A 25,235-nucleotide genomic window follows, 5' to 3' on the forward strand; every position below is an offset into this window, starting at 1 on the left:
CCTGTCAGATTTTGCTGAAGTAATCAAAAAAGTGCTTAACGTGCTGTACGCACAAAAGGCAACAGTTCATCTATTTTCTTTTCGACGGCTAACGAGCCCGCTGCTATGGCGGCCTCAGCCCGGTGGAAATCAAGGGTAGAGATTTGTGGACAATAGGGCTGAATAAGAATATCCGGAGGATCGCCAGCCATACGGTTTCGCTTCAGGCGATTCTCAAGAATTTGAATGGAGGTCGTCATGATTTCAATGGCGTTCGGCGCGGTCACCGTGCGACGGGCAGTCAGGCGCCCTATTCTGCCGCGTAAACGCGCATGCCAGGCAAGTTTCTCTTCTTCCGCATCATCGCTCTGAAGATTAACCGGCATCAAATCCTGCTGCATAAGGTGAGCGTCGTGCTGTAAATCCACTGCAATGACGATATCTGCCCCCATGGCGCGCGTCAGAGAGATGGGGACAGGATTCACCACGCCACCATCAACGAGCCAGTAGCCATTATGAGGCACAGGCGCCATTAACCCAGGCATGCTACAGGATGCGCGAACGGCGAGATGAATATCCCCTTCGGTGAGCCATAACTCCCTGCCCGTACTGAGGTTGGTTGCAACGGCACCGAAAGGCATTTGGCAGTGGCTGAAGTCAGCGAGGGGCATTATCTTACGAAACTGATTGAATACGCGTTCGCCGCGCAGCAGGCCGCCACGCTGCCAGGAGAGATCCATCAGGCGCAGTACATCCCAGTAACTAAAGGAGCGCACCCAGCTTTCAAGCTGCGGGAGCTTACCGCAGGCGTACGCGGATCCGACCAGCGACCCGATAGAACATCCTGCGACAATATCAACGTCAATCCCCATCTGGTTTAAGGTATTGATAACGCCAATATGTGACCAACCCCGGGCTGCACCTGAGCCCAACGCCAGTCCAATTTTTACCTTTCTCATTAGCCCTGTTTTACTTCCCCTGGATTCCCGACATAGCGTCAACGCACCTGCTCAGTTAACATATTGCTACCTTAAGCGTTTAACGCCTTATTTTTTGTTCCAGGAAGAGAATCGTGTCTCAACTCTGCCCCTGTGGTAGCGCTCTGGAGTATAGCCTATGTTGCCAGCGATATCTTTCTGGCGAGCAGGTTGCACCAGACCCGTCACACCTTATGCGCTCGCGGTATACTGCTTTTGTGATCAAAAACGCAGACTACCTGATTAAAACCTGGCATCCGTCCTGTGATGCTGCCGATTTTCGGCAAGAGATTGAAGCCGGATTTGCCAACACCGTCTGGCTGGGCCTTACCGTCTTTGATGCCGCTCCCGGCCGCGATGCCAACGAGGGCTATGTCAGTTTTGTCGCCCGCTTTAGCGAACAAAACAAACCCGGCGCCATCATTGAACGCTCACGGTTCTTAAAGGACAGCGGGCAATGGTATTATATTGACGGCACACGTCCGCAATTCGGTCGTAACGATCCCTGCCCCTGTGGTTCAGGAAAAAAATTTAAAAAGTGTTGCGGCAGTAATGCCTGACAACTCAGACTTCGCAAATACATAAACAGGATTTCCCGGCGATGCAATCATTACAACGTAAAGTTCTGCGCACTATCTGTCCCGATCAAAAAGGACTGATCGCACGAATTACCAACATTTGCTACAAGCATGAACTGAATATCGTGCAGAACAACGAGTTCGTTGACCACCGTACCGGTCGCTTCTTTATGCGTACCGAGCTGGAAGGTATTTTCAACGACACAACCCTGCTTGCCGATCTGGACAGCGCCCTGCCGGAAGGCTCGGTGCGCGAGCTAAACCCGGCGGGTCGTCGCCGCATTGTCATTCTGGTCACCAAAGAGGCGCACTGCCTGGGCGATCTGCTGATGAAAGCCAACTACGGTGGCCTGGACGTCGAAATTGCCGCCGTCATTGGCAACCACGAGACGCTGCGTACGCTGGTTGAACGTTTCGACATTCCGTTTGAACTGGTCAGCCATGAAGGTCATACCCGCGAAGAGCACGACAACCTGATGGCTGCTGCGATTGAAGCACATAACCCGGACTACGTGGTGCTGGCAAAATACATGCGCGTGCTGACGCCATCCTTCGTGGCGCGCTTCCCGAACAAAATTATCAACATCCACCACTCCTTCCTGCCAGCCTTTATTGGCGCGCGTCCGTACCACCAGGCGTACGAGCGTGGGGTGAAGATCATTGGCGCAACCGCGCACTACGTGAATGATAATCTGGACGAAGGCCCAATCATCATGCAGGACGTGATCCACGTGGATCACACCTACACGGCAGAAGATATGATGCGAGCTGGCCGTGACGTTGAGAAGAACGTACTGAGCCGTGCGCTTTATCAGGTACTTGCTCAGCGCGTCTTTGTGTACGGCAACAGAACGATTATTCTTTAATCCTTCGGAAAATGAATTGATTAGCTTTACGCCTTTACGGATAAAAAGCAGGCAAACAGCTTCATTTTCCTAAAGGAATGCTTTACAGGGGCGTCTCATTTGATATGATGCGCCCCGCTTCCAACAGGAAGCAGGCCAGTTAAAAGCATTACCCCGTGGTGGGGTTCCCGAGCGGCCAAAGGGAGCAGACTGTAAATCTGCCGTCATCGACTTCGAAGGTTCGAATCCTTCCCCCACCACCATCACTTCCAGATTCTTTAGCACTCTCCAAAAGCACAATGCTCCATGGTTCTCCCATGCGGGGAAAGATGAGAAGCTTCGACCAGGGTTCGATCCGAGCATAGTGAATTCCGTAGGCCGGGTAAGGCGCAGCCGCCACCCGGCATCCGCACGAAACCCTGGTTCCAGGACAAAAAAAACCCCGCAAATGCGGGGTTGTATCAATACAGCGAATCAGCGACGAGCACGCACGATCTGATATTTGCGCGTCAGGTACTCCACCGGCGCACTCCAGATGTGCACCAGGCGAGAGAACGGGAACAGCACAAACAGGGTCATACCCAGCACCAGGTGAACGCGGAAGATGAACGCCACGCCGTCCAGATGCTCAGAGGCACCACCGCGGAAGGTCACGACAGACTGCGCCCATCCCACCAGCTTCATCATCTCGCTGCCGTCCATATGCTGCGCAGAGAATGGAATGGTCAGCAGACCCAGCGCACACTGCACCATCAGCAGGGAGAGGATCAGGATGTCCGCTCCGGTCGTGGTAGCCCGCACGCGTGGGCTGAACAGACGGCGTTTCAGCAGCAGCAGCCCACCCACCAGGGTCATCACGCCGCAGGCGCCACCGGCGAGCATCGCCATCTTCTGCTTCACTTCAATCGGCAGCCACGCTTCGTACATCCAGTGCGGCGTCAGCATCCCCAGGAAATGACCGGCGAAAATACCCAAAATCCCGATGTGGAACAGGTTTGACGCCAGGTTCATCCCTTTACGATCCAGCATCTGGCTGGAGGCAGCACGCCAGGTGTACTGGCCATAGTCATAACGCAGCCAGCTTCCCACCAGGAACACGGTGCCCGCGATATACGGGTAAATGTCAAAGAAGAACATATTCAGGAAGTGCATTAGTGCTGTCCTCCGTTAGAGATATTCAAATATTGCGGAGCCACCGCTCCGGCAAAACGACGCTGATGCGCGGAGATTTCAGATTCGCCACAGCTCTGGTCAGCAAAGAATTTCACCTGTTCTTCTTCCCAGACGGCATCCAGTGCTTGTGGGGTGTCGTCACGGGCTTCATCCGCAATTTTTTCCGCCACTTTTTGACTGTCAACCGAGGCGTTAGCCAGTTTCACCAGCAGATCGAACAGGACAGCATAATTGCTCTCACGTTGCTGGAGACGTGCGCCGAGCAACGCCAGAATGGGAGCGATGTCCTGCAACCCGCCCAGCGCTTCCTCTTTCGGCAGCTGCGCCAGATATTCCAGGTACAGAGGCAGGTGATCCGGCAGCTCGCGGCTGTCGAGTTGCAAACCGTGCTGCTCGTACTGGGCCATCAGATCCACCATCGCCTGACCACGGTCGCGGGATTCACCGTGAACGTGTTCGAACAGCAATAGAGACGTGGCACGACCACGGTCAAACAGCTGGCTGTAGTCCGCCTGCGCATCAAGAAGATCGCGCGCCAGCAGGTCGCGGAGGAAAATGCCCAGCGTCTGGGCATCCTCTTTATCCAGGTTTTCAGATGACGCGAGTGCATCAAAGAGTTCCTGTTGATGCTGCACAAGCGCAGCATCAGGGTACTCGAGCAGACGCGAAACAATGACGAGTTCAATCATTGGTGCGGCTCCGTTTTGCTGGTCACATCCATCGCGTCGATGCGGCGGCTGTTGAACAGGTTGAATTTGCTGTCTGACCCGTGGCAACCGTCGCCAAAGGTAAAGCCACACCCACTTTTCTCCGGGAAGGCCTCGCGAGCCAGCTCGCGGTGACTGCTCGGCACCACGAAACGATCTTCGTAGTTAGCGATTGCCAGATAGCGGTACATCTCCTGCGCCTGCGCTTCGGTCAGGCCGACCTCTTCCAGCGCGCGGGTATCGTTAACGCCGTCAACGGTTTCCGCACGTTTGAAGTGACGCATCGCCAGCATACGTTTCAGCGCCAGCAGCACCGGCTGGGTATCCCCTGCGGTGAGCAGGTTGGCCAGATACTGAACCGGAATACGCAGGCTTTCCACGTCCGGCAGAATGCCGTTGCTGCCCAGTTCACCTGCGTCAGCCGCAGACTGAATCGGAGACAGCGGCGGCACGTACCAGACCATCGGCAACGTGCGGTATTCCGGGTGCAGCGGCAGCGCCAGCTTCCAGTCCATCGCCATTTTGTACACCGGGGACTGCTGTGCGGCGTCAATCACGCTCTGCGGAATACCGTCTTTCAGCGCCTGCTCGATCACCTTCGGATCGTTCGGATCGAGGAAGACCTCCAGCTGACGCTGATACAGATCTTTCTCGTTCTCGGTGCTTGCGGCATTTTCAATCGCATCCGCGTCGTACAGCAGCACGCCGAGGTAGCGGATACGCCCTACGCAGCTCTCTGAGCAGACGGTCGGCATACCGGCTTCGATACGCGGGTAGCAGAAGATACACTTCTCAGACTTACCGCTCTTCCAGTTAAAGTAGATTTTTTTGTACGGGCAGCCGGTGATGCACATACGCCAGCCGCGGCACTTGTCCTGGTCGATCAGCACAATGCCATCTTCTTCACGCTTGTAGATGGCGCCGCTTGGGCAGGTCGCCACGCACGCCGGGTTAAGGCAGTGTTCGCACAGGCGCGGCAGATACATCATGAATGTGTTTTCGAACTGGCCGTACATCGCCTTCTGCATGTTCTCGAAGTTCTGGTCTTTGGCGCGTTTTTCGAACTCGCCGCCCAGAATTTCCTCCCAGTTTGGACCGCTGGTAATTTTGTCCATGCGCTTACCGGTGATCAGCGAGCGAGGACGGGCGATCGGCTGGTGTTTGCTTTCCGGCGCGTTGTGCAGGTTCTGATAGTCGTAATCAAAAGGCTCGTAGTAATCGTCGATGCCCGGCAGATGCGGGTTAGCAAAGATTTTACCGAGCAGCATCGCACGGTTACCCATGCGCGGTTGCAGTTTGCCGTTGATTTTACGGATCCAGCCGCCCTTCCACTTCTCCTGGTTTTCCCAGTCGGTCGGGAAGCCGGTGCCCGGCTTACTTTCCACGTTGTTGAACCAGGCGTACTCCATACCTTCACGGCTGGTCCAGACGTTTTTACAGGTGACTGAGCAGGTATGACAGCCGATGCATTTATCCAGATTCAGCACCATGCCGACTTGTGAACGAATTTTCATTTTACGCTCTCCTGTACCTGGTCATTTCCTTCGCCATCTAACCAGTTAATATTCTTCATCTTACGTACCACCACGAACTCATCGCGGTTTGATCCTACAGTGCCGTAGTAGTTAAAGCCGTAGGCCAGCTGGGCATAGCCGCCGATCATATGCGTCGGTTTCGGCGTAATACGGGTCACAGAGTTGTGAATACCGCCGCGCTGCTCGGTGATCTCTGAACCCGGCAGGTTAACGATACGTTCCTGCGCGTGGTACATCATGGTCATCCCGGCTGGTACACGCTGGCTCACCACCGCACGTGCCGTCAGGGCACCGTTGCTGTTGAACACTTCGATCCAGTCGTTATCTTCGATACCCAGATCTTTGGCGTCCGCTTCGCTCATCCAGACAATCGGCCCCCCGCGTGACAGCGTCAGCATCAGCAGGTTGTCGCTGTAGGTGGAGTGGATACCCCACTTCTGGTGCGGCGTCTGGAAGTTCAGCGCCTTCTCAGGGTTACCGTTTGATTTCGCCCCCATCACCGCTTTCACGGAGCGGGTATCGATTGGCGGCCGGTAAACCAGCAGGCTTTCACCGAAGTCACGCATCCACTGGTGATCCTGATACAGAGACTGACGGCCAGAGAGCGTGCGCCATGGGATCAGCTCGTGAACGTTGGTGTATCCGGCGTTATAGGAGACATGTTCATCTTCCAGACCAGACCAGGTCGGGCTGGAGATAATCTTGCGCGGCTGAGCCTGAATATCGCGGAAGCGGATTTTCTCTTCTTCTTTATTCTTCGCCAGATGCGTATGGTCACGGCCGGTAAATTCACTCAGAGCCGCCCACGCTTTCACCGCCACGTGGCCATTGGTTTCCGGTGCCAGGGTCAGGATCATTTCCGCTGCATCAATTGCCGTGTTCAGCATTGGCTGGCCTTTGGCCGGGCCGTCTGCTTTGGTGTAATTGAGCTTGCGCAGCAGGTCCATTTCGCTCTGGGTGTTCCAGGCGATGCCTTTACCGCCGTTACCGATCTTCTCCATCAGCGGACCGATAGAGGTAAAGCGCTCGTACGTTGCCGGGTAATCACGTTCAACCGGAATAATGTGCGGCGCGGTCACGCCCGGGATCAGGTCGCATTCGCCTTTTTTCCAGTCCTTCACGTCAAGCGGCTGCGCCAGTTCGGCAGCGGAGTCGTGCTGGATTGGCAGCGTCACCACGTCGGTCTCTTTGCCCAGGTGCCCTACACAGACTTCGGAGAATTTCTTCGCGATGTCTTTATAGATTTCCCAGTCGCTTTTTGATTCCCACGCCGGGTCAACGGCCGCAGACAGCGGATGAATAAACGGATGCATATCCGACGTATTCATGTCGTCTTTTTCGTACCAGGTGGCGGTAGGCAGCACGATATCGGAGTACAGGCAGGTACTGGACAGACGGAAGTCCAGCGTTACCACCAGATCCAGCTTGCCGTCCAGACCGTTGTCTTTCCATTCAACTTCTTCTGGCTTCACGCCGCCCTGCTTGCCGAGATCCTTACCCTGAATACCGTTTTCGGTACCGAGCAGGTATTTCAGCATGTACTCATGGCCTTTACCGGACGAACCCAGCAGGTTGGAGCGCCAGATGAACAGGTTACGCGGATGGTTTTTGCCGTTCTCAGGCTGTTCTGCCGCAAAACGGATTGAGCCATCCTTCAGCGATTTCACGGTGTAGTCCACCGGTGACATGCCCGCTTTCTTCGCCGCTTCCGCAATGCGCAGCGGGTTAGTGCCCAACTGCGGTGCAGACGGCAGCCAGCCCATGCGTTCAGCGCGCACGTTGAAGTCAATCAGATGGCCGCTGTAGCGGGATTTATCCGCCATCGGCGACAGCAGCTCCTGCGCGGTCACCGTCTCGTAGCGCCACTGGCTGGAGTGGTTATAGAAGTAGGAGGTGCTGTTCATGTGACGAGCCGGACGCTGCCAGTCAAGGGCAAACGCCAGCGGCTGCCAGCCGGTCTGCGGACGCAGTTTTTCCTGGCCCACGTAGTGCGCCCAGCCGCCGCCGCTCTGCCCGACGCAGCCGCAGAAGATCAGCATGTTGATCAGGCCGCGATAGTTCATATCGAGGTGATACCAGTGGTTCAGACCGGCACCGACGATGATCATGGAGCGACCGTGAGTTTTGTCTGCGTTTTCCGCAAATTCGCGGGCGATACGGGTGATTTGGGCGCGTGGCACACCGGTGATCTGCTCCGCCCAGGCTGGTGTATAAGCCTTCACGTCGTCATAGCTGGTCGCGCAGTTTTCATCGTTCAGACCGCGCTCCAGGCCATAGTTCGCCATGGTCAGATCGTAGACCGTAGTGACCAGAGCGGTAGAACCGTCCGCCAGTTGCAGGCGCTTAACCGGCAGTTTGTGCATCAGAACGTTTTGCAGCTCAACCTTGTTGAAGTGCTCGGAACCTTCACCACCAAAGTACGGGAAGCCGACATCGGCGATTTCGTCCTGGCTGCCCAGCATGCTGAGGCGAAGTTCTGTCTCTTCACCCGTGGTGCCGTTACGCTGTTCCAGGTTCCATTTGCCTTTTTCGCCCCAGCGGAAGCCGATAGAACCGTTTGGTGCCACCAGCTCGCCGTTGCTGTTGCAGGCGACCGTTTTCCACTCCGGGTTGTTTTCCTGACCCAGCGCGTCCACAAGATCCGCAGCACGCAGCATACGGCCAGCGGCGTAATAGCCGTCACGCTCTTCAAGCATCACCAGCATTGGCATGTCGGTGTAGCGACGCACGTAATCGGTGAAATACTGGCTTGGCTTGTCGAGGTGGAATTCACGCAACATGACGTGGCCCATCGCCAGCGCCATGGCGGCATCAGTACCCTGTTTCGGTGCCAGCCACAGGTCACACAGTTTGGCGATTTCGGCGTAGTCCGGGGTCACGGCAACGGTTTTGGTCCCTTTGTAACGTACTTCGGTAAAGAAGTGCGCATCAGGGGTACGGGTCTGCGGAACGTTAGAGCCCCAGGCGATGATGTAGCTGGAGTTGTACCAGTCAGCGGACTCCGGCACGTCGGTCTGTTCGCCCCAGGTCTGCGGCGACGCTGGCGGCAGGTCGCAGTACCAGTCGTAGAAGCTCAGACAGGTACCGCCGATAAGTGAAAGGTAGCGCGCGCCGGAGGCGTAAGAGACCATCGACATTGCCGGGATTGGCGAGAAGCCTGCCACGCGGTCAGGACCGTAAGTTTTCACGGTATAGACGTTGGAGGCCGCAATCAGCTCGTTCACCTCTTTCCAGGAAGAACGAACGAAACCACCGCGACCACGCGCCTGTTTGAAGCTTTTCGCTTTGTCGGCGTCCTCGATGATGGATGCCCATGCATCAACCGGATCGCTGTGCTGCACTTTCGCTTCACGCCACATTTTCATCAGGCGTTTACGCATCAGCGGGTATTTCAGACGGTTGGCGCTGTAGAGATACCAGGAGTAGCTGGCCCCACGCGGGCAGCCGCGCGGTTCATGGTTCGGCATATCCGGACGGGTACGCGGATAGTCGGTCTGCTGCATTTCCCAGGTCACCAGACCGTTTTTAACGAAAATCTTCCAGCTACATGAGCCAGTGCAGTTTACACCGTGGGTAGAACGGACAACTTTGTCATGCTGCCAGCGTTGACGGTAACCGTCTTCCCAGTCCCGGTTGGTATCCAGAACCTGGCCGTGCCCATCGGCAAAAGTTTCACCCTTCTGTTTGAAGTAGCGAAACCGGTCCAAAAATTTGCTCATCGGGTATCTCCTGTGTGGAGCCTGTGGCTCTCTAAATCGACATTGCTGATTTGCAGCGAAGGTAACGCTATGAAAGATGGTGAGAATTGATAACGATCAAGACGGAGGGGGTCTCTGAAGGGGGGTATTAGATCAAATACCACCAAAGCGGTAGCTGTTAATATTTTTTAACTTAATGATTTATATGGATATATTTTATTTATCGTACAATAAGTGGAGCAAAATTTAACATCTTAGGTATTAAGGGGTAGAGACACCTGTAAAGCGATGGCGATCACAGCGTTACCTGCGTGCGACTACGGGAAACGCTATTAGTATGTTGTAACTATTAAGCGATTAAAAAAAGCGCGGCACTCAGGCCGCGCAAACGGATAATCAAGCTTACTTGTTTTTCTTGGTATTACGGCCATATACCAGCCAGGTGATGACCACACAGGCGATATAGAAGACGAGGAATACCTTCATCGCACCCGCCGGAGAGCCGGTCAGATCCAGTGAGATACCGAACGCTTTTGGAATAAAGAAGCCGCCAATCGCGCCAATCGCAGAGATAAACCCAAGCGCCGCAGCGGTATCAGTGGCGGCTTCACGCATCGCCTGCTCGTCGCTCCCGCCCTGCGCTTTCACGCGGTCCATGGTCAGCTTGCGGAAGATGACAGAGATCATCTGGAAAGTAGACGCACTGCCCAGCCCGGCGGTCAGGAACAGCACCATGAAGACGCCGAAGAAGGCAAAGAAGTTACCTCCCTCACCACCCGCAGGCAGCGTCAGGAACAGCAGCGCACAGAAGATGGCCATCAATACAAAGTTCACCAGCGTAACGCGCGTTCCACCCAGACGGTCGGAGATCATCCCGCCCAGCGAACGTGCCAGCGCGCCAATAAACGGACCGAAGAAGGCAAACTGAAGGATCTGTACGTCCGGGAACTGGGTTTTCGACAGCATGGCAAAGCCTGCGGAGAAACCGATGAACGAGCCGAAGGTCGCCAGATACAGCAGTGCCATTACCCACAGGTGGCCACGTTTCAGAACCGGCAGCTGCTCGCTCAGGGACGCTTTGGACGCGGACAGGTCGTTCATGAAGAACCATGCAGCCAGGGTAAAGACCACCAGGAACGGTACCCAAATCCAGGAGGCATTTTGCAGGAACAGCACTGAACCGTCGGGCTGCGTCACACCGCCGCCGCCAAACGCCGCAAAGATGGAGACCGAGATCGCCAGCGGAGCAATCAGCTGCATCACGCTCACGCCCATGTTACCCAGACCGCCGTTAATGCCCAGCGCACCACCCTGCTTCGCTTTCGGGAAGAAGAAGCTGATGTTTGCCATACTGGACGCAAAGTTCGCCCCCGCAAAACCGCACAGCAGAGAGATAATCACGAACACGCTAAACGGTGTAGAGGTATCCTGCACCGCAAAACCGAGCCACACGCACGGCACGATCATGATCCCGGTACTGAAAGCCGTCCAGCGACGACCACCAAAGACCGGCACCATAAACGCGTAAGGAACGCGCAGCAGTGCGCCTGAAAGCGACGGCAACGCAGTCAACATAAACAGCTGATCGGTGGTAAAGGTAAAGCCCACTTTTGGCAGGTTAACCGCAACCGCACTGAACAACATCCAGACGCAAAACGCCAGTAACAGACATGGCACGGAAATCCACAGATTACGACTTGCTATACGGTGGCCGCGCTGTTGCCAGAACGCCGGATCCTCTGGACGCCAGTCTGTAATAACGGCACCAGTTTCCCTTTCGGGAGCGGAAGAGTGACTCATAGACACCTCTGATTCTCGAATGATGCTGCAAACATTAGGGCTTTAGGGCGGCGGTAAGTTGATATAAATCAAAGGAAAAGTGGGAGGTTTTGCGGCGAAAAAAAAGCCATCACTCTTAATGAGTAGATGCAAAACGTAAAAAAGGTGTGGTTTTTCACGGTGCTGACGCATCCCTGCTTCGTCCACCCACTAACCGTTACCTCTCTGGCAATTTAGAGGTAATCCTTTATTGGTATGGGTATACTCCAGGGTATGCACCAGAATAGCGCCATTCCTGCAATCAGGTCACGTCAGGAGCCCGGCAACTCTATGTTAAAAAGATGTTTATCTCCGCTGACGCTGGTTAACCAGCTGGCGCTTATTGTTCTGCTGTCCACCGCTATCGGTGTGACCGGCATGGCTATTTCTGGCTGGCTGGTACAGGGTGTGCAGGGTAATGCGCATGCCATCAACGAGGCAGGCTCGCTACGTATGCAGAGTTACCGGCTGCTGGCGTCGGTGCCGCTGACGCAGGCTGACCAACCGCTTATCGACGAAATGGAGCGTACCGCATTCAGCCCTGAACTGGAAAGAGCCGCCATCCGTGACGGCCAGCAATCTCAGCTTAAGGCGCTTCAGGGCTACTGGCATACCCAGCTGGAGCCCGGGTTAAAGCGGGCGGAAGACCGGGAAACGGTCGCCAAGGATGTCGCCGGGTTTGTTTCACGCATCGATCATCTCGTCTCCTCGTTCGATCGCACCACAGAGTTACGCATTGACCGCGTGGTGATGGTTCACCGCGCAATGGCGCTGTTTATGGGTTTGCTGCTGATTTTCACGGTTATCTGGCTGCGCGCGCGGTTGCTTAACCCCTGGAAGCAACTCCTGGCGATGGCCCGCGCCGTCACACAGCGCGATTTTACCCAACGCACGCACATCAGCGGGCGCAACGAAATGGCGATGCTCGGCGAGGCGCTCAACACCATGTCGGCGGAGCTATCTGAAAGCTACGCGGTACTGGAAAAACGCGTCCAGGAGAAAACCGCCGGGCTTGAGCAGAAAAACGAGATCCTCTCTTTCCTCTGGCAGGCGAACCGTCGCCTGCATATGCAGGTACCGCTTTGCGAGCGTCTCTCGCCGGTACTGAACGGCCTGCAAAACCTGACTCTGCTCCACGATCTTGAGCTACGGGTTTATGACGTTGAAGATGAGGAAAACCATCAGGAATTTACCTGTCAGTCGGACATCTCCTGCGACGATAAAGGGTGTCATCTTTGCCCGCGCGGCTTGCCGCCGCTTACCACCAGCGGCACGACCCTCAAGTGGCGGCTGATGGACAGCCATACCCAGTACGGTATTTTGCTGGCCACCCTGCCCGCCGGACGTCATCTGAGCCACGACCAGCAGCAGCTGGTCGATACTCTTGTAGAGCAGCTCACGGCCACGCTGGCGCTCGACCGTCACCAGGAGAAACAGCAGCAGCTGATCGTGATGGAGGAGCGCGCCACCATCGCCCGCGAGCTGCATGACTCCATCGCCCAGTCCCTCTCCTGCATGAAGATGCAGGTGAGTTGCCTGCAAATGCAGGACGAAGGCATGCCCGAGAGCAGCAAACAGCTGCTCAGCCAGATCCGCAACGAGCTTAACACCTCGTGGATTCAGCTTCGCGAGCTGCTGACCACCTTCCGTTTACAGCTCACCGAGCCGGGGCTACGCCCTGCGCTGGAGTCCAGCTGTCAGGAATTTAGTGCCAGGCTGGGCTTCCCGGTGAAGCTGGATTACCAGCTGCCACCGCGTTTTATCCCCTCTCACCAGGCGATCCATTTGCTGCAAATTGCCCGTGAAGCCCTGAGCAACGTGCTCAAGCATGCCGAGGCGACGGCCGTCACGGTCACCGTCAGCTGCCAGGATAATCAGGTGAAGCTCAGGGTTCAGGATAACGGCCGCGGCGTGCCGGAAAATGCCGAACGAACGAACCATTATGGTTTAATCATCATGCGAGACCGCGCGCAAAGCCTGCGCGGTGATTGCCAGGTTCGCCGGGGAGAGTCAGGTGGCACCGAAGTCGTGGTCACCTTTATACCCGAAAAGCCCCTCATAACTGCTCAAGGAGAAAACCATGACTAATCAGGAACCGGCATCTATCCTGTTGATTGACGATCATCCGATGCTGCGCACTGGCGTTAAACAGCTTGTCAGCATGGCGCCCGATATCACCGTCGTCGGGGAAGCCAGCAACGGCGAACAGGGTATTGAACTTGCCGAATCGCTCGATCCTGATTTGATCTTGCTCGATCTCAACATGCCGGGCATGAATGGCCTGGAAACCCTCGACAAGCTGCGGGAGAAATCCCTCTCTGGCCGGGTGGTGGTCTTCAGCGTCTCAAACCATGAAGAAGACGTGGTCACCGCCCTCAAGCGGGGGGCAGACGGCTATCTGCTGAAAGATATGGAGCCGGAAGATCTGCTCAAGGCGCTGCAACAGGCTGCCGCAGGCGAGATGGTGCTGAGTGAAGCATTAACGCCGGTACTGGCCGCCAGCCTGCGTGCGAACCGCGCCACGTCTGACCGTGACGTCAGCCAGTTGACCCCGCGCGAGCGCGACATTCTGAAGCTGATTGCTCAGGGTCTGCCGAACAAAATGATAGCCCGCCGTCTGGACATCACCGAGAGCACGGTCAAAGTGCATGTCAAACACATGCTGAAGAAAATGAAGTTAAAATCCCGCGTCGAAGCCGCCGTCTGGGTGCATCAGGAGCGCATTTTTTAACTTACTCATCCGGCAGCAACTTCCACCGTGGATCGTCGGCAGGCATTGCGACGAGCGGTTGCACCACGGAAAGCGTGATCTCATTGGAGGAGACACGCTGCCCATCCTTATCTTCCACCACGGCCGTAAGCCGCCATTCGTTTTTCGCCCCTTCCGCGTCGTTCCAGGCGGGCATGATTATGCTCCAGCCATCGCTGCTGTTGCTGTTTGCCGGTGAGGTCAGGCTGAGCGCTTGGGTATCACCCAGCCAGTGGATCTGACGGATACCGTGCGTGCTGCGAATTTGCAGCTTCAGCATCACAGTTTCGCCTGGCTTAAGATCCCACGGCGGCGTGGCCAGATAGACCGAGAGGGTTTTACGCTGACGGAATTCCATCACGGGCAGATTATCACGCTCAGGTGAATCATAGCGGCTGCCCCGCAGCGAGCGCGTCGCCGCCACTTCCCCGGCGGAAAGCTGTTTCGCCAGCGGCACGCCAAAGCGATAGTTGAGCTTCAGCCCGAGGTTATTCTGGCTAACGCCGCTCTCCCCCTGCTTATGGGCAGCCGTCAGGGTGACCAGCGGAACGGGGGTATAATTCAGCCCCAGGTTGACCGCAACCGGGTTGTGATACCCCGTACCGCTGTTAAACAGATCGACGTTATCGCCAAAATACTGTTCAAAGCTGACGCTGGTGTTCAGGTGATGAAACCAGGGAAGCCAGGCTTTGGCCGTTACGTCGTACCCGCGCGCCATGCGCTGCTCCCGGATGTCGGAACGCGGCTGCCAGCCAGCGAACGGCTGGTAGTAATTGGCCGACAGGCGAAGGTTTTCGCCCCACGCCTCTGCGCCCAGTCCGGCACGTTGAAGGTTGTCTTCCAGCAGGTTGTCGTAAAAGGTGTTGTAGCCCAGCAGCCAGTTTCCGGCAACCCAGCGCTGCCCGATCCCGACGTTGCTCACCAGCCCGTCTGTCTGCTGCGTCAGGCCAAGCTGGCTCCAGCTCAGATAGCGGGTGTTGTCGCTCCAGGGGATAAACCAGCTTCCGCTGCTGCCGTTAAAGTTACCGTCGTCATCCACCAGTACATTGACATTGGCGTTACCCCAGGGGGAAAGCCAGGATTCGATCTGCTCGTTGACTTCCCCGCTGACGGCATCCCGCACCTTGCCAAACGCGAACTGTCGCGCCTGCTGCCCGGCCGTCAGGCCGTTATCGATCATACTGGCTTCACCGAAGGCCTTTGCCATTTCAGCCAGGTGCTTTTCGCCTTCGGTAGTCGGTTGCGCCATACCGAGATCCGGCAGACTATCGCCGTTGTTATCAAACGGATTTTGCGCCTGCTGCACGAAGGATTTCGGCGCACCGTGAACGGCTCCAGCCGTAAAAAGGGGGAGTAACAGCAAAAAACGGATGCGGGACGATACAGCCTTCAACGTCGTCAATCAGAACCTGTGTTTATGAACAAACACTTATTATGTTAACGCCATAAGCCCTGAAAACCAGTCTTAACAGAAATTTCAGGAATATCCTGAACAGAATTGTCGGGTGGCGGCTTCGCCTTACCCGACCTACAAATTCGTGCCGGTGCGAAGCCGCCACCTGACGCCTTTACACTATTATCCCAACAACCCTTTCAGCTCCGGCAGGCAGGAGCCGCAGTTCGTACCGCAACGCAGCTTCACGCCCAGCGCTGCGGCAGAATTACAGCCTCCGGCTATCGCCTTACGTATCGTATTTTCACCCACGCTAAAGCAGCTACAGATAATTCGCCCGGGATCGGCATCTTCGCCCGGCCGTTGTCCGTGCAGCAGCGCGTGGCGTTCAGCGAGTTGTACGGGCGCAGCAGCAAAGGCTTCTTCAATAAACGCATGCGCCAGCGCCGGCAGCGTCTGGCCTTCCCAGTAGCCCAGCATCAGCTCGCCGTGATGCCAGGCGAGCACGCTGCTGCGTTCTCCCGTCTGTGCCACCTGTAACTGCCAGCCCCGACCGCTGGCGTACGCCATGACCCACGACAGCAGCGGCTGCTCCCCCGCCACCGTCAGACGTGAGGCTTTACGCCACCAGCATACCGACGGCGGCAGCGCTGGCAACTCGCGGGCATACAGCTCCCCCTGCCAGGCGGGTAGCCAGGGCAGGATCCTCACCGCGGTTTGTTTACTCTCCGGCTGGCCGGACCAGGCATCAACCCGCCCTTCCACCAGCGCGTTGACCTTCCCCTGCCGGGCAAACTGCGCGTTCCAGTGCATCGGCGCAAACAGCTCGCCCGCACGCTGTGCGGTAGAGATACGTACTCTGGCAACCATGACCCCGCGCGGGGAACTTATCCGCGCCAGCTGGCCGTCAGTCAGCCCCGCGCGCGCCGCATCGGTTGCGTTCATCTCAATAAAAGGCTCATCGATATGCTGCATCAGGCGCGAAACATACCCCGTGCGCGTCATGGTGTGCCACTGATCGCGGATCCGCCCGGTATTCAGTATCAAGGGGTACAATTCGTCGACGCCTGCCCCATGCGAGGAAGGATCAACCGGTACAAGATTTCTTTGCGGGAAATCACCGGCATGCCACTGATAAGGCGCCAGCTCGTCCCACGCCTCTCGCGACAGCGACGCCAGTTCGCGCAGGTTTAGCGCCCGTTCGCCGTTATTTTCAAACGCCGTCAGCGCCGCATGTTCACAAAATATCTCATGAGGGTGTTCCCAGGCGAAGGCATCGCCATAACCGAGCTGCTCTGCGATCCGGGCGATGATCCACCAGTCCGGTCTGGCCTCGCCCGGCGCAGGCAGAAACGCGCGCTGGCGCGAAATACGCCGCTCGGAATTGGTCACCGTTCCGTCTTTTTCGCCCCAGCCCAGGGCGGGAAAACGGATATGAGCAAACCGGCTGGTGTCCGTCTCCTGCATCACCTCAGATACTATTACCAGCGGGCAGGCTGCCAGGGCCTGGCACACCGCGTGGCTGTCGGGAAGTGACACGGCAGGATTGGTGCCCATGATCCACACCGCCTTCACCTCGCCGCGGGCAATCGCGTCAGACAGCTCTACCGCCATCAGCCCCGGCGTTTGTGCCAGCCGCTCGGTTCCCCAGAAACGCGCCACACGCGAAAGATCGTCCGGCTCGAAGTTCATGTGCGCCGCCAGCTGGTTCGCCAGCCCACCCACTTCCCGCCCGCCCATGGCGTTTGGCTGTCCGGTCAGCGAAAACGGGCCGCAGCCCGAACGGTTGAACTTCCCGCTGGCAAGATGCACGTTAATGATGGCGTTACACTTGTCGCTGCCGCTGGAGGACTGGTTGATCCCCATGGTGTAGAGCGTGATCGCGCGTGGCGCAGTGACAAACCAGTCGTAGAAGGTGCCAATCTCGTCTGAAGGCAGATCGCAAAACGCGGCCACGTGAGGAATCGGCCACTCGCCGCTCCCCTGAATCAGATTGAGCAATCCCACAAACAGCCCGGCGTCGCTGCCGGGCTTAAGCGCCAGATGCAGGTCAGCGGCATCGCAGGTGGCGGTTTTGCGCGGATCGATCACGACCACTTTCATCTGCGGGTTGCTGCGTTTTGCCTGCACCAGCCGCTGATACAGCACCGGATGCGTCCAGGCCGCGTTTGAGCCAACGAGTACCACCAGATCGCTGTTTTCCACGTCCTCGTAGCTGCACGGCACAATGTCTTCACCGAAGGCGCGTTTGTAGCCCACCACCGCCGACGACATGCACAGCCGCGAGTTGGTATCAATGTTCGCCGCCCCGATAAAGCCTTTCATCAGCTTGTTGGCCGCATAGTAATCCTCGGTCAACAGCTGGCCGGAGGCATAAAACGCCACCGCCTGCGGCCCCCATTCGTTGATGATCTTCCGTAGCCGCTCGCCCGCTTCACCCAGCGCCTGCGGCCATGCCACCTCCATGCCGTCAACAACCGGGCGCAGCAGACGTCCCTGCAACCCCGTCGTTTCCCCGAGGGCAGATCCTTTTACGCACAGGCGACCAAAGTTCGCCGGATGAGTTTCATCCCCACGAACGCTTACCGCGCCATCTTCCACACTGGCGACCACGCCGCAGCCCACCCCGCAGTAAGGGCACGTTGTACGGGTTTCCGTCATGAGGCCTCCGCACGCATCACCAGCTCTTGGCTTCCAACCCAAACCTTGCCGTTTTCAATTTTTACCGGCCAGGCGCGCACCACGGGTTCGCCGTTCTCCACCTGACATCCATCGCGCAGACGTATGCGCTGCTTATAAAGCGGGGAAATCACCACCGGCTCGCCCGCTGCATCGCCAAGGATGCCGCGCGAAAGCACGTTCGCGCTGCTGCCCGGCTCCAGGTCGTCCAGGGCATAAACGGACGTTCCAAAGCGGAACAGCGCAATCGGTTTTCGGCCAAGCCGCGCGCCGATGCCCGCCTGCTCGGGGATATCATCGATGCCGCAAATTTCCTGCCAGCGCTTGCTCTCCGCCGCGGCAGGGACATTAACCGCGGTGCGGAACAGCGCCAGGCGATCAGGATCGTTGAGGGTGGTTTGCCATTCGCACTGATAGGTCTCCACCACCCGGGCCATCTCCTGCTCCAGCTCGTGGGCGATCCCCAGGCTGTCGTTGAGGATCACCTCGCGCAGATAGTCGAGGCCGCCTTCCAGATTATCCATCCAGGTACTGGTGCGTTGCAGACGATCTGCCGTGCGAATGTAGAACATCAGGAAACGGTCAACGGTGCGGATCAGCGTTTCGTCGTCCAGATCGCTGGCAAAGAGATCCGCATGGCGCGGCTTCATCCCGCCGTTGCCGCACAGATAAAGGTTCCAGCCCTTGTCCGTGGCAATCACCCCCACGTCTTTGCTCTGCGCCTCTGCGCACTCACGGGTACAGCCGGAGACCGCCATTTTGATTTTGTGCGGCGCACGTAACCCCTTGTAGCGATGCTCCAGTTTGACCGCAAGGCCGGTGGAGTCCTGCACGCCATAGCGACACCAGGTCGACCCGACGCAGGATTTCACCGTGCGCAGGGATTTCCCGTACGCATGACCGGTCTCAAATCCGGCCTCCACCAGCGCCTGCCAGATTTCCGGCAACTGTTCGAGCGTGGCGCCAAACAGGTCAATACGCTGTCCGCCGGTGATTTTGCTGTAAAGGCTATAGCGTTTCGCAATCTGGCCGATGGCGATCAGCCCGTCGGCCGTCACTTCCCCGGCAGGCATGCGCGGCACGATGGAATACGTTCCGTCCTTCTGAATATTGGCAAAGTAGCGGTCGTTGGTGTCCTGCAGCGGCAGATGCGCCGGTTTTAGCAGGTATTCATTCCAGCAGGAGGCCAGCACTGATCCCACCAGCGGTTTACAGATCTCACAGCCGTGCCCTTGTCCGTAACGGCTGATAAGCTGGTCGAAGGTCCGGATATGGTTGACGCGCACCAGGTGGTATATCTCCTGACGCGAGTACGGGAAGTGCTCACAGATATCTTTTTTCACCTCCACGCCCTGCTCCGCAAGCTGGAACTCCATCACCTGCTTCACCAGCGCGCTACAACCTCCGCAGCCGGTCGCCGCTTTGGTGCACTGCTTAATGGCGCCGATATCCGTTGCGCCCGCGCTTACCGCCAGGCAGATATCCCCTTTGCTGACGTTATGACACGAACAGATCTGCGCGCTTTCCGGCAGCGCCGCCACGCCCAGCGCTTTTGGCGTGCAGCCTGACGACGCGGGTAATATCAGCGTTTCCGGCTCTTTTGGCAGACTGATGCCGTTAAGCATCATCTGCACCAGCGTGGCGTATTCGCTGGCATCGCCCACCAGCACGCCACCCAGCAGGGTTTTGCTGTCGTGACTGACCACAATTTTTTTGTAGATTTGCTGCGGCCCGTGCGTCCACTGGTAGCTCAGCGCCCCCGGCGTGCGCCCGTGGGCATCGCCAAACGACGCCACATCCACCCCCAGCAACTTGAGTTTGGTACTCATATCCGCGCCGGTGAAGCGCTTCTCCTCACCCGCCAGCACAGCGGCGGCCACGCGCGCCATCTGGTAGCCCGGGGCCACCAGGCCAAAGATTTTCCCCTCCCACAGCGCGCATTCCCCGATGGCAAGCACGTCCGGGTCGGAGGTCCGGCAGCCGTCGTCAATACAGATCCCGCCGCGCTCGCCAATAGCCAGCCCGCTGCTGCGCGCCAGCGCGTCCTGCGGTCGAATACCGGCAGAGAAGACGACCATGTCCGTTTCCAGCTGTTCACCATCGGCAAAGCGCAGCACCAGCCCGTCGTCTGCGGTGGCAATCTCCGTCGTCGATTTACTGGTGTGTACCCCTACGCCCAGCGCCTCAATTTTCCTGCGCAGCATTGCCGCACCGTCGCTGTCGAGCTGCACCGCCATCAGGTTCGGCGCAAACTCCACCACGTGGGTTTCCAGCCCTAGCTGCTTAAGCGCATTCGCCGCCTCCAGCCCCAGCAGGCCGCCGCCAATTACCACGCCGCGGCGAGAGCCTGCCGCATGGGCCGCAATGTTGTCCAGATCGTCGAGGGTGCGGTAGACAAAACAACCCGGCAGATCGCTGCCCGGAACGGGCGGTACGAACGGGTACGAGCCGGTCGCCAGCACCAGCTTATCCCAGTGGGTTTCATGGCCGCTAGCGGTACGCACAACGTGTGCATCACGATCGATAGCGACAATCTGCTGCGAGAGGCGCAGCTCTATACCGTTATCGGCAAAGAACTCCCCCGCCACCAGCGAGAGCGAGTCCGCGCTGCGTCCGCCAAAATATTCCGACAGATGCACGCGGTCATAGGCCGCATAGCGCTCTTCGCCAAAAACAATAATCTGATACTGCTGATGCAAATTGCGGTTAACGCAGTCTTCGAGGAAATGATGGCCGACCATACCGTGCCCAACCACCACCAGAGTAGGTTTTGTCATAGCGTTCTGTCCTGCAACCTGCGGTTGCGTTGTGAAACGATCGAACAGCCAGTCCGCGTGGGCGGGCGCAGCCGTTGCCAGTAAATCGGTAAAGGTTGCCGCACTGCGGCAGTCACCCAGCAGCAGCACGCCAGCCAGCGCCCCCTGATGGATCAGTAAACGTCGATAGTGACGGGTCAGCGGATCCCATGAACTCCATACCACATCGTCCGCCTGCGCCGTCGCGCGTCCGAGGCTGAACAGCTCCACGCCGTTCACCTTAAGACGCACGCCGTTGTCGGTCCGGGTAAACGGCGCGGTGACCTCCCCGGCCAGCCGCGCGGCGAGAATATCCGCCTGCGCCAGACAAGGGGCGACCAGGCCAAATGTCTGGCCGTCAATTTCACAGCACTCGCCGATGGCGTAGATATCCGGCACGGAGGTTTGCATCTGGTGATCCACCACGATGCCGCGCGCGCAGCGAATGCTGCTGGTTTTTGCCAGCGCAACGTTGGGCTGTACACCCGTGGCCAGCACCACGCGCGCGGCGGTGACGCGGCATCCGTTGAGTAGCGTCACGCTCTTGCCGTTAATCGCCGCGATGCCAGAGGCGAGTTCACAGCTAACGCCCCGCGCCGCCAGCGCCTCTTCAAGCAGCAGTCCCGCCTGCTGATCCAGCTGCTGTTCCATCAGCCAGGGACCACGATGGATAAGCGTGACGTTGTCACCGTTGCGCGCCAGCGCTGCCGCTGCTTCCACGCCAAGTACGCCACCGCCCAGCACTACCGCCGGACCGGAGAGGTTCAGGATGGCGCGGGTCTCTGCCAGGGTGCGAAAGGTGAACACATGCGGCGCATCGCCGCCGGGGATCGGCGGCACAACAGGGGTAGATCCGGTGGCAAACACCAGCGCATCCCAGGCCACGGTGCGAGAAGAGGTACGCACTTTACGCGCGTTAACGTCTACTGCGAGCACCGTTTCTCCTCGCAGCACCGTCACGCCTCGTGCCGTGTACCAGTCTTCATCGTGCAGACAGATGTGCTCCGCCTGCTTTTCACCACTCAGCACCGGCGAAAGCTGGATGCGGTTGTACGCCTGCTCCGGCTCGTCACCGATGACGGTGATAGCGAAACGACCGGGCACACGCCCGGTGAGCGATGCAATCAGCCGGGTTGCCGCCATACCATTACCGATAATGACCAGTCGCATCATGCCCCCTCATTACGCCGCTTTCGGCTGTTTTTCGTAGAGGAAATGGAGGATTTGCTGGCGCATGTGGTGATAGCGGCTATCGTCCGCCAGCTGCACCCGGTTGCGCGGGCGCGGCAGATCGACGCGCAAGATCTCACCCACGGTGGCCGCCGGGCCGTTGGTCATCATCAGTACGCGGTCAGAGAGCAGTACCGCCTCGTCCACATCGTGGGTGATGAGCACGATGGTGGTGTTCAGCGCCTGCTGGATCTGCATCACCGAGTCCTGAAGATGGGCACGCGTCAGCGCATCGAGCGCGCCAAACGGCTCATCCATAAGCAGCACTTTCGGCTTCATTGCCAGCGCCCGGGCAATACCGACGCGCTGCTTCATACCGCCGGAGATCTCCCCGGGGCGCTTATGCAGCGCGTGGCCCATCTGCACCCGGTCGAGATTGTGCTCAATCCACTCTTTGCGCTCGGCCTTACTCATGGTGCGACGGAAGACCTGATCCACCGCCAGCGCCACGTTGTCGAAGCAGGTTAACCACGGCAGCAGCGAATGGTTCTGGAACACTACCGCACGCTCAGGCCCCGGTCCGGCGATTTCGCGGTTGTCGCAAATCAGCCCGCCTTCCGTCGGCAGCGTGATCCCGGCGATCAGGTTTAACAGCGTCGACTTGCCGCAGCCGGAGTGACCAATCAGACTGACGGTTTCGCCCTCGTGGATATCAAAAGAGACGTTTTGCAGTGCCAGAAACTCGCCGCTGGCGGTGGAAAAACGCTGGCTCACGGCCTGGACCTGAATTAAAGGTTTCATCTTCACTCCTTATTTTTCCTGCCAGCTAAAGCGACGGGCGATCAGCATCAGCCCCTGTTCCAGCAGCAACCCGACCACGCCAATGATGACGATGGCGATGAGAATGTTTTCGACGTTGAGGTTGTTCCACTCATTCCAGATCCAGAAGCCAATGCCTAAACCTCCGGTGAGCATCTCGGCGGCGACAATCACCAGCCAGGCAATGCCAATGGAGAGACGTACCCCGGTCAACACCGCAGGCAGCACGGCGGGGAAAAGAATGCGGCGCATGATGGTCCACTCTGAGAGTTGCAGCACCCGGGCCACGTTGAGGTAGTCCTGCGGAATACGGCGTACCCCTTCGGCGGTGTTAATGACCATCGGCCAGATGGAGCAGATGAAAATGGTCCAGCTCGACGCGGGCTCCGCTTTCTGGAACAGCAGCAGGCCGATAGGCAGCCAGGCCAGCGGGCTGACCGGACGCAGGAGCGCGATCAACGGGTTGAACATGCGGGAGAAAAAGGTGAAGCGCCCAATCAAAAAGCCCAGCGGAATGCCCGCCAGCGCCGCCAGACCGAAGCCGATGGCGACGCGCTGCAACGACGCCAGCACGTTCCAGCCAATGCCCATATCATTTGGCCCGTCGCGATAAAACGGATCGGCAAACAGGGTCATGGCCGAATCAAGCGTGCTGAGCGGCGTCGGGAAACCTTTACTGTTTATCGCCGCCAGCTGCCAGAGCACCACCAGCAGACCGAGACCGAGCAGCGCCGGGATGACGCGCTGTAAAAACTCATTCATCCGACGCGTAAACGCTGGCGCACGACGGCGAACCTGTAGCGGAGGCAGGACAATCACTTCCCCGCTCTCTGACTTCTCTTGTGGTTGCGTATTTTGCAGATGCTGCATACTCAGGCCCCTTTACGGTGAATGGCGAAGCGGTTGGCGTACCCTTCCGGATCGGTGCCGTTCCAGACGGTGCCGTCCATCAGGGTACTGCTGCGATACGGTGCTGACGGTGTGGACATGCCGCCCACGGCGGTCGCGGCATCCTGCCAGACCGCGGTCTGGTTAATGCGCTGTGCGATGCCCGCATAATCTGGCGCGGCGTTGAGCAAACCCCAGCGGCGGAACTGGGTTAAGAACCACATGCCGTCGGAGAGATACGGGTAGCTCACGGCACCCTCATTGAAGAAACGGATCGGGTGCGCATCCTGCCAGCGCTGACCGAGCCCGTTGTCGTATTCGCCGAGCATGCGTCCGGTGAGGTACTGTTCCTTGCAGTTGAGCCATGCGCGGCGCGAGAGGATCTGCGCGGTTTCACGTTTGTTTTCCGCTGACGCCTCGATCCAGCGCGCGGCTTCCATCACGGCGCTCACCAGCGCCCGTGCGGTGTGCGGATTTTTCACCACCCAGTCGCGTCGGGTGCCGAGGATCTTTTCCGGGTGATCGGCCCAGATGGACTGTGACGTGGCGGCGGTAAACCCGATGCGGTCGTTAATCGCCCGCGCGTTCCACGGCTCGCCGACGCAGAACCCGACCATGTTGCCGATGCGCATGTTCATCACCATCTGTGGCGGCGGGACCACCACAGTGCGCACGTCGTCAAACGGGTTAATGCCCGCACTGGCCAGCCAGTAGTAGAGCCACATAGCGTGTGTCCCCGTCGGGAAGGTATGCGCGAAGGTGTAGGTTCCCGGTGCCTGCTGTGTAATCAGCTTTTTCAGCCCGTCGAGATCGCGAATGCCCTTCTCCGCCAGATCGCTGGAGAGCGTAATGGCCTGACCGTTCTGGTTGAGAGTCATCAGGTTCGCCATCTGCTGCGGCTTGCCCGCGATACCCAGCTCCAGTCCGTACAGCAGGCCGTAAAGAATGTGTGCGGCGTCCAGCTCCCCCGCCACCAGTTTGTCGCGCACCGCCGCCCAGCTCGCCTCCTTGGTAGGTACAATGGTAATGCCGTGTTTTTTATCGAACCCTTTCAGGGCCGCGATAACCACTGGCGCGCAATCGGTCAGGGGGATAAACCCAATACGCACGGTATCCCGCTCCGGCTTATCTGACCCCGCCGCCCATGCGGCCTGCATGACACCCGGCAACAGCATCGCACCACTCGCCAGCATGCTGGCCTGCAATAACCGCCGTCTCGACAAATCCGCCATAATTGCTCCTGAAAAAAGGCAAAAAAAAGCGCCCGACGGTGCTGAAGCACCGCTGGACGCCTTTATCCCGAAGACGTATGCACCGCCGTTGGCGCATCGTCAAAAATAGTTAATCTGTTAATGCAAAGGTGATGCCAGCTTTTTAACCCCGGCGTTACGGGGTTTCTGCAAGGAGAGCGCTGTTTTACGCACCTCAATCA

The 25,235-nt window shown here is 58.0% G+C and carries 16 protein-coding genes and 1 tRNA gene; 5 read left to right on the forward strand and 12 right to left on the reverse strand.

Annotated features, from left to right (window positions below):
- Nucleotides 1-35 precede the first annotated feature (35 nt).
- Nucleotides 36-938, reverse strand: coding sequence for a patatin-like phospholipase RssA (rssA, locus tag IM282_RS01345; RefSeq protein ID WP_022648357.1), 903 nt, complete (start codon nucleotides 936-938; stop codon nucleotides 36-38).
- Between the two features lie 113 nt (nucleotides 939-1,051).
- Between rssA and IM282_RS01350 the strand changes: the two genes are divergently transcribed.
- From IM282_RS01350 to IM282_RS01360, 3 genes are all read left to right on the forward strand, one after another.
- On the forward strand, nucleotides 1,052-1,516 hold the full coding sequence (locus tag IM282_RS01350; protein ID WP_022648358.1) for a YchJ family protein: 465 nt from the start codon (nucleotides 1,052-1,054) through the stop codon (nucleotides 1,514-1,516).
- A 41-nt stretch (nucleotides 1,517-1,557) separates the two neighbouring features.
- Nucleotides 1,558-2,400: a formyltetrahydrofolate deformylase gene (purU, locus tag IM282_RS01355; protein WP_003856715.1), complete on the forward strand. Its 843-nt coding sequence runs from the start codon at nucleotides 1,558-1,560 to the stop codon at nucleotides 2,398-2,400.
- A gap of 157 nt (nucleotides 2,401-2,557) precedes the next feature.
- Nucleotides 2,558-2,642, forward strand: a tRNA-Tyr gene (locus tag IM282_RS01360).
- Between the two features lie 211 nt (nucleotides 2,643-2,853).
- On the opposite strand, the gene narI is transcribed toward IM282_RS01360, so the two are convergent.
- The 5 genes from narI to IM282_RS01385 form a co-directional block, all read right to left on the reverse strand.
- Entirely contained in the window at nucleotides 2,854-3,531 is a 678-nt protein-coding gene (gene narI / locus IM282_RS01365; protein ID WP_022648359.1) for a respiratory nitrate reductase subunit gamma, read from the reverse strand.
- Complete coding sequence (narJ, locus tag IM282_RS01370) at nucleotides 3,531-4,241, reverse strand: nitrate reductase molybdenum cofactor assembly chaperone (RefSeq protein WP_022648360.1); 711 nt, start codon at nucleotides 4,239-4,241, stop codon at nucleotides 3,531-3,533. The genes narI and narJ overlap by 1 nt, the downstream gene beginning before the upstream one ends.
- The gene (narH, locus tag IM282_RS01375) at nucleotides 4,238-5,773 is read right to left on the reverse strand and encodes a nitrate reductase subunit beta (RefSeq protein WP_023300280.1); all 1,536 of its coding nucleotides are present in this window, start codon (nucleotides 5,771-5,773) and stop codon (nucleotides 4,238-4,240) included. The genes narJ and narH overlap by 4 nt, the downstream gene beginning before the upstream one ends.
- Nucleotides 5,770-9,513 (reverse strand): nitrate reductase subunit alpha, encoded by a 3,744-nt coding sequence (locus IM282_RS01380; RefSeq protein ID WP_192970029.1) that lies wholly within the window; start codon nucleotides 9,511-9,513, stop codon nucleotides 5,770-5,772. Before IM282_RS01380 ends, narH begins: the two co-directional genes overlap by 4 nt.
- Before the next feature lie 381 nt (nucleotides 9,514-9,894).
- Nucleotides 9,895-11,292, reverse strand: coding sequence for a NarK family nitrate/nitrite MFS transporter (locus IM282_RS01385; protein WP_022648363.1), 1,398 nt, complete (start codon nucleotides 11,290-11,292; stop codon nucleotides 9,895-9,897).
- A 309-nt stretch (nucleotides 11,293-11,601) separates the two neighbouring features.
- Here IM282_RS01385 and narX point away from each other — a divergent pair, with 309 nt between their 5' ends.
- Together narX and narL are read left to right on the forward strand one after the other, a co-directional pair.
- Nucleotides 11,602-13,398 carry a nitrate/nitrite two-component system sensor histidine kinase NarX gene (narX, locus tag IM282_RS01390; RefSeq protein ID WP_192970030.1) on the forward strand — a complete coding sequence of 599 codons (1,797 nt, stop codon included), beginning with the start codon at nucleotides 11,602-11,604 and terminating at the stop codon, nucleotides 13,396-13,398.
- Nucleotides 13,391-14,041, forward strand: a complete 651-nt coding sequence (gene narL / locus IM282_RS01395) for a two-component system response regulator NarL (protein ID WP_003856701.1) — start codon at nucleotides 13,391-13,393, stop codon at nucleotides 14,039-14,041. The genes narX and narL overlap by 8 nt, the downstream gene beginning before the upstream one ends.
- Before the next feature lies 1 nt (nucleotide 14,042).
- Here narL and IM282_RS01400 read toward each other — a convergent pair whose 3' ends face one another.
- The 6 genes from IM282_RS01400 to IM282_RS01425 form a co-directional block, all read right to left on the reverse strand.
- Entirely contained in the window at nucleotides 14,043-15,461 is a 1,419-nt protein-coding gene (locus IM282_RS01400; protein ID WP_022648365.1) for a YchO/YchP family invasin, read from the reverse strand.
- A 174-nt stretch (nucleotides 15,462-15,635) separates the two neighbouring features.
- Nucleotides 15,636-18,113: a nitrate reductase gene (locus IM282_RS01405; RefSeq protein ID WP_192970031.1), complete on the reverse strand. Its 2,478-nt coding sequence runs from the start codon at nucleotides 18,111-18,113 to the stop codon at nucleotides 15,636-15,638.
- Complete coding sequence (nirB, locus tag IM282_RS01410; RefSeq protein ID WP_192970039.1) at nucleotides 18,110-22,096, reverse strand: nitrite reductase large subunit NirB; 3,987 nt, start codon at nucleotides 22,094-22,096, stop codon at nucleotides 18,110-18,112. Before nirB ends, IM282_RS01405 begins: the two co-directional genes overlap by 4 nt.
- 12 nt (nucleotides 22,097-22,108) lie before the next feature.
- A complete protein-coding gene (locus tag IM282_RS01415; protein ID WP_042715167.1) occupies nucleotides 22,109-22,897 on the reverse strand; it encodes an ABC transporter ATP-binding protein in 789 nt (262 codons plus the stop codon).
- A gap of 9 nt (nucleotides 22,898-22,906) precedes the next feature.
- The gene (gene ntrB / locus IM282_RS01420; protein ID WP_022648369.1) at nucleotides 22,907-23,785 is read right to left on the reverse strand and encodes a nitrate ABC transporter permease; all 879 of its coding nucleotides are present in this window, start codon (nucleotides 23,783-23,785) and stop codon (nucleotides 22,907-22,909) included.
- A gap of 2 nt (nucleotides 23,786-23,787) precedes the next feature.
- On the reverse strand, nucleotides 23,788-25,035 hold the full coding sequence (locus tag IM282_RS01425) for a CmpA/NrtA family ABC transporter substrate-binding protein (protein ID WP_192970032.1): 1,248 nt from the start codon (nucleotides 25,033-25,035) through the stop codon (nucleotides 23,788-23,790).
- Nucleotides 25,036-25,235 lie beyond the last annotated feature (200 nt).

This window comes from Enterobacter cloacae complex sp. P29RS (assembly GCF_014893445.1).
Taxonomy (GTDB): Bacteria; Pseudomonadota; Gammaproteobacteria; order Enterobacterales; family Enterobacteriaceae; genus Enterobacter; species Enterobacter intestinihominis.